Source organism: Chitinophaga sp. (assembly GCF_035564935.1).
Classification (GTDB): Bacteria; Bacteroidota; Bacteroidia; order Chitinophagales; family Chitinophagaceae; genus Chitinophaga.
In genome coordinates, this window is sequence record NZ_DATMTE010000098.1 from 1 (window position 1) to 6,277 (window position 6,277).

The 6,277-nt window shown below is 47.0% G+C and carries 4 protein-coding genes and 1 rRNA gene; 4 read left to right on the top strand and 1 reads right to left on the bottom strand.

The annotated features are described in order from the left end of the window. Window positions 1-37 precede the first annotated feature (37 nt). Entirely contained in the window at window positions 38-2,584 is a 2,547-nt protein-coding gene (locus VN105_RS02735; protein ID WP_325637680.1) for a M1 family aminopeptidase, read from the bottom strand. A 135-nt stretch (window positions 2,585-2,719) separates the two neighbouring features. Between VN105_RS02735 and VN105_RS02740 the strand changes: the two genes are divergently transcribed. The 4 genes from VN105_RS02740 to VN105_RS02755 form a co-directional block, all read left to right on the top strand. After that, entirely contained in the window at window positions 2,720-3,217 is a 498-nt protein-coding gene (locus tag VN105_RS02740; protein ID WP_325637681.1) for a biotin/lipoyl-containing protein, read from the top strand. 36 nt (window positions 3,218-3,253) lie between these two features. Continuing rightward, window positions 3,254-4,774: a DUF4476 domain-containing protein gene (locus VN105_RS02745; RefSeq protein ID WP_325637683.1), complete on the top strand. Its 1,521-nt coding sequence runs from the start codon at window positions 3,254-3,256 to the stop codon at window positions 4,772-4,774. Window positions 4,775-4,882: 108 nt separating this feature from the next. Next, the gene (gene truA, locus VN105_RS02750) at window positions 4,883-5,647 is read left to right on the top strand and encodes a tRNA pseudouridine(38-40) synthase TruA (RefSeq protein WP_325637685.1); all 765 of its coding nucleotides are present in this window, start codon (window positions 4,883-4,885) and stop codon (window positions 5,645-5,647) included. A 556-nt stretch (window positions 5,648-6,203) separates the two neighbouring features. After that, window positions 6,204-6,277 (top strand): 16S ribosomal RNA (locus tag VN105_RS02755); the annotation flags it as partial.

Sequence of the window (6,277 nt, forward strand, 5' to 3'; positions counted from 1 at the left end):
AATCAGTTTAATCCTGAGTCAGACAAAACCCGCTGCATTATTTAATATTCTTCCTGATCTCCTCCGACGTTTTCCGGAAGTAATCCGACTGTTTCAGCAGTTCCTCGCGGTTGGCGCCGGTAACGGCCGTTGCTTCCTGCGATTTGCTTTTGCTGATTTCCTGCATCCAGTTAGTGATGTAGGTGCTTACCTGTGAGTTGTTAAATTGAATGGTCATGGCTTTTACCTGGTCCACGCCTTTTATAACAGCAGGGGTGCTGTTAACTTTGGATAAGAAGCCCAGGTAATCAAAAGCTGCATTCAGCTTGTCCTGGCCGGAGGTTTCGTCAAATTTAGCGGCTACAAAAGCGATATCGGCAGTATCTCCTTTCCGCGCGTACACGCCTGCAATAGCATTTACCAGCTTGCCCCGGGTATCGCTTTCCAGTTGTTTGGCAATGTGGTAGGCTTTATCGAGATCCAGTGTGGCTAAGCCTTCCAGGCCGGCTGCTTCTACACCGTAGGATTTATCTTTTGTAGCTGTTTCAAATAAGGATGCATACTGAGCATCTTTCAGTTCTCCCAGTTGCTGCAGGGCGGCAGCACGCACCAATGAGCTGGGATCTTGTTTGGCAAGATCTAACAGGATGGGAAGGGTAGCGGCTTTCACTGCGGCATTGCCCAGGTTCAGTTTACCTATTGTATAGCTTCTTAAGCCATGGTATTTATCTTTCAGGGCCAGCGCCAGCAGCTTCACGGCTTCAGGATTGGTGGCCTGTGCATCCGCTGCCTCATCAATGGCGATGTGACGATCCATATAATTCGGCGCGTGCGCGTATTGGTAAGCATAGGTGCTGAATGCACGATGGTCATCTATCTTGGCTAAAACTACCTTATCTGCATCTACATTCACCAGGTCTGGTTTGGTGGTATAGGAGAAGGTGAAGGAATCGACCCTGTTTTCCATGAAGATGTTATGCCTTTCTGTTTTACCGCCGGCATATATGTCGATAGCCATGGGAATATGCCATACTTTGTTGTCTTTCTGGATCTGTTGTAAGATAACGGTTACTGTGTTGGTAGCGTCGTTATACTTGTAGCTGATATCCAGCTGGGGGAAGCCTTTGCCAAAATACCATTCGTTAAAGAACCAGTTCATATCCCGGCCGGTTACTTCTTCCACGGCAAGACGCAGCTGGTGCGCTTCTGTAGCCTTAAAAGCATTTGTTTTCAGGTAGAGGTTCAGGGATTTGAAGAAGGCGGAGTCTCCTACTGCATTGCGGAGCATATTTAAAACACGGCCACCTTTCTGGTAGGTGATCTGGTCAAACATATCTTCTTTATCGTGGTAATGAAAGCGCACCAGGTCTTTATCGCCGGAGTATTGTGCCATCGACATATACGACTGCGTTGCTTCCAGGCTGTGTTCATCTGCTGCGTCTTTACCGTATTTATGTTCCAGCCACAGGTATTCGCTGTAATCGGCGAAGGATTCGTTTACGGTAAGATTGCTCCAGGACTCTGCAGTGGCAAGGTCGCCAAACCAGTGATGGAACAGTTCATGCGCAATTACGCTTTCGTTGTAGTTGTTATTATCGAGCAGTTCACGGTCTGTTTTCTGCATAAATTCCCCGTGAAGCGTGGCAGTGGTATTTTCCATGGCGCCGGAAACGTAGTCGCGGCCGGTGATCTGGGAGTATTTCACCCAGGGATAATCGTATCCCAGTATTTTGGAATAGAAGGTGAGCATTTCAGGGGTATTACCAAAAATGGCTTTGGCATGTTTCTCAAAAGGCTTTTCCACATAATAGCTTACTTCCTTGCCGCGCCAGCTGTCTTTTACGATGGCGTATTCACCTACTGCCATCATAAACAGGTAAGGGGAGTGGGGAAGATCCATTTTCCAGGTATCGGTACGGGTACCGTCAGCATTGTTTTTCTGCTTTACCAGTTTACCGTTGGAAAGGGTTACATACTTCTTTTCCACCGTCATGCTGATTTCTTCTGTACACTTCTGGTTGGTTTTATCGATAGTGGGAAACCAGGCAGAAGAGCTTTCAGTTTCGCCCTGGGTCCATATCTGGGTAGGTTTGTTAGGATCTTTACCATCCGGGTTGATGAAATAGAGCCCTTTGGCATCAGAGATGGCAGCGCTGCCTTTTACTTTGAGTTCATCGGGTTTTGCTGTATAATTTATATAGATGATATATGATTCGGTGGCTTTGTAACGTTTATCCAGTGCGATATGCAGCTGAAGACTGTCGTAGCTGTATTTCAGCGGGCTGTTTTTACCTGCTTTTACTACTGCAACGTCTTTGATGTCCATGCCCTTTGCATCCAGCGTAAGGGAGTCGGTAGCGTAAAAGTGAGGCTTGAGGGTTATCCAGGCTTTGCCATAGAGGTAACGTTTGGCGTAGTCGAAACGTACGTCCAGCTTCGTATGTACCAGGTCGTTCACTTTGGTGGCGGATGCACGGTAGATCTTTAGTGCGGGGTCGTCCTGGGCAGTGTTGTCAGATTGGGCCATTAGGTTAGTGCTCATCGCCAGACCGGCTATTCCTCCGATCAGCATCCCCATCAGGGATTGCTTCAGATGTAGATTCATGTAAAAGACTGTTTTAAACAAATGTATTGGCTTGGGCCAATTTAAAAGAGTCAAATTTAAACAAATGGGCCAAATATGAGGTAAGTGGTTAAAAATGCTATTTTTGTTACGCCTACAGGCCGATAAAACAACATTATGATCAAAGCAATAGTGAATGGTAAATCTGCATTTGCCGTTAATAACGATACAAAAGTTACCTGCGATAACCAGGAAGTGGATTGGTCGGCAGTGAAGCTACCCACCGGCGATTACAGTGTTATAATGGACGGCCGCAGCTACCAGGCGCAGGTTTTAAGGATCGAAAAAGAAACCAAAACGGTAGTATTGCAGGTAAACCAGCAACAGTTCGAGGTACAGATAGAAGAGCCGATCGACCAGCTGCTGGCATCTATGGGGATCAAAGATGCCATGACCAGGAAGGTGAATGATATCAAGGCGCCAATGCCCGGCCTGGTGCTGAAGGTGCTCGTAAGCCCGGGACAGGCCATCAAAAAGGGCGACCCGGTACTGATCCTGGAGGCCATGAAAATGGAAAATGTGTTCAAGGCCGCTTCAGACGCCATTGTAAAAGAAATCAAGGTATCAGAGCGCACCGCAGTGGAAAAAGGTGAAGTGCTGATCGTGCTGGAATAATATTTGCACAAGGAGAGTTTTATACCAATTTATAGTATGCATCTTAAATACAGGACAGTAATATTCGTATGGGCATGTCTGTTACTATGCGGCCGGCTCCGGGCGCAGGATCAGCTCCACTACGTATATATTCAGAGCGAGAAGGGACAGCCGTTCTATGTAAAGCATAACGGCAAAGTGTTAAGCTCCACCGATAGGGGCTATATTATCATCCCCCGGCTGGAAACCGGTACTGCGCCTATTACCGTGGGTTTCGCCAACAAAGAATCCAAAGAAGCACAGTTTAACCTGAGAATAACGAAGGGTGATCAGGGCTTCCTGCTCAAACAATCCGGCGAAGCCGGTTATTCTTTATATAACCTGCAAACCTTCCGGGAACTCAAGTCCGATGCGGGAGAAACCGCCCTGGCAGTAGCTACGCCCGCTGCAGACTCCGTTGTACCGGAGCTGGACACCGCCAAAAAGGAAATGATGTCCAACCTGCAAAAAGACCTGGAAACCACTTTTGCCGATAAAGCGATTGTAACCGGTCCGTCTAACCCCGCCCCGGTAAAATCAGGCAATTCCTTTGCCTCGGCGCTGGATAAAGTAGTGGTGGGCGGCGACGACAGGGACGAACCCGAGCCACTGCCGGAGGTGAAAAAAGAAGTAGGGCCTGCAGATGCAGCTCCCGTAGCTGTTGAAGGAGAAGTAAAGAAGCCCCGGAAGAAACGTAACAGGGGAGAAAGAGTACCTTTAACAGAAGAAGAACAGGCAATTTTGAGCGATGTACTGGCAGAAGAAAATAAAACTGCCGCCAGCGAAGCCGCTGCGGAAGAAGCGGCTAAAGCAGCTGCGGCAACAGAAGAGCCGGTAAAAAAGAAATCGAAGAAGCGTAAGGCGAAGGATGGGGATCCTGATTTTATAGAATTTCAGGATGATGGTACGTCAGCTCCCGTTGCAGCAGCAACGGAAGCCGCTGCTGCGCCAACTGTAGTGGAAGTGCCGGTAGCTGCTTCAGAAGAAGAAGCCCCGGTACGCAGCAAAAAGAAAAGGAAAAAGATTTTTGATGATACCGAGCATCCGGCCAATATTATTACGGATTCCAGCGGTTATGGCATCGCGATAGCAGATGAAGAACCTGTAAGAAGCAAAAAGAAAAAGAAGCGCAACGGAGAGGAAGCAGTAAATGTGGATGCCGCCGGAGCGCCGGTAGGAGCGGAGGTAACAACGGAGGTAGCCCCTGTTGCCAGGAAGAAAGCAGACGTACGGCTAATCAATTCCGATTGCACCAACGTAATGGACGATGATACCTTCCGCAAGGTGCTGCGTAAATTTGTAGCCGCCAGAACGGATAACAGTATGATTGATGTGTTTAAGAAACAAACCCGCAACTATTGTTTGCAAACGGCCCAGGTGAAAACCCTGGTACAGCTGCTCACCGCAGATGATACCCGGTATCGCCTGCTGGACGCTGCTTACTCTAAAACCGTGGATACCGAGAAATATGGTTCCCTGGAAACCCTGCTGATAGATGACTATTACAGGGGCAGATTTAAAGCCATGTTGCATAAATAATATCACCTTCATTTTTACGGAGTTATGGGAAGATGGACCACCTGTTCATCTCCCCATAACTCCGTAATTCATTCCGGATAGTTCGTAATTCTTTATTTTCGCCCCCATATGAACAGGTACTTTATAGAAGTAGGGTATAAGGGAGCGCAGTACAGCGGTTTCCAGGTACAGGAAAATGCACATACAGTGCAGGCGGAAATAGACCGGGCGTTAAGCATCTTATTCCGGGAAACGATAGAGAGCACGGGCTCCAGCAGAACCGATGCCGGTGTGAATGCACAGCAGAACTTCCTGCACTTTGATACGGCATTGCCGCTTCATCCGCAGTTCCTGTATAAGATCAATGCTATTCTTCCCGATGATATAGTGCTGCGCGCCATCTACCAGGTGCCGCCCGATGCCAACAGCCGGTTTGCAGCACTCGCGCGCTCCTATGAGTACACATTATATACCCGTAAAGATCCTTTCCTGAAAGACCGCGGTTACTTCTTCCCTTATACGATAGATATCCCTGCATTACAGGAAGCAGCGGAAGTGATTAAAGGTTACAGCGATTTTACTACGTTTTCCAAACGCAATACGCAGGTGAAGACCTATATATGTAAGATCACCGAGTCGTACTGGACGGTGGATGGTGAGCGTATAGTCTATAACGTTACTGCCAACCGCTTCCTTCGGGGAATGGTAAGGGGCCTGGTAGGAACTATGCTGAGAGTGGGCCGCGGTAAGCTTTCAATAGATGAGTTCAAAGCAGCGGTAGAAAGCCTCGATTGTACAAACGCTGATTTTGCAGTTCCCCCGCAGGGATTGTTTTTAATGAAAGTGAGATACCCGGAAGGGCTTTTACAGCCGCTGAGCTTTGATCGTCAATAATTCTTTAATCCTGTAACCCTTTACCAGAAAGGGTTACAGGATTTTTATAAAAATAGTACTCCAAAAAAGTTGGAAGTGTAAAAAAAGCGCCTACCTTTGCGCTCCGCTTTGATAGAAAGCACGCATACAAAAGCTCTTTCCAACACAACATTTCAACACTTATTTTATCATGGCCGCCGGGCTGCTAATGCACTGGTATCAGTGCTTCCGGGGTTCGCTGCGATGAGAAAATAAAATTTAAAAAAATCTTTAAAAAGATTTGGAAGAAATTAAAAGTTGATTACCTTTGCAACCCCAACAACAACGGGGCAGCAAATGAAGAGCAAATGTTGCGGAATAAATTGAAAAGATGTTTGGCTAAAGCGCCACGGAGATCGGATCTCACACATCATCTACTGGTCATGTAAATGACTGTAAGTTCTTTGAAAGAATGGAAACAACAGCACGATTCAAATTAGTGATAGTTTGAATCAAACACAGGTAATGTTTAAGCTAAACATAATTAACAAAGATCCGATTGATTTCGAGAGAAATTAGTCAGTATCAAAACTTCTTTACAATGGAGAGTTTGATCCTGGCTCAGGATGAACGCTAGCGGCAGGCCTAATACATGCAAGTCGAGGGGCAGCA

What these genes read in the sequence shown, in the direction of transcription:
- VN105_RS02735 (WP_325637680.1), bottom strand. Translation starts at nt 2,584, where the DNA reads ATGAATCTACATCTGAAGCAATCCCTGATGGGGATGCTGATCGGAGGA.
- VN105_RS02740 (WP_325637681.1), top strand. Translation starts at nt 2,720, where the DNA reads ATGATCAAAGCAATAGTGAATGGTAAATCTGCATTTGCCGTTAATAAC.
- VN105_RS02745 (WP_325637683.1), top strand. Translation starts at nt 3,254, where the DNA reads ATGCATCTTAAATACAGGACAGTAATATTCGTATGGGCATGTCTGTTA.
- truA (WP_325637685.1), top strand. Translation starts at nt 4,883, where the DNA reads ATGAACAGGTACTTTATAGAAGTAGGGTATAAGGGAGCGCAGTACAGC.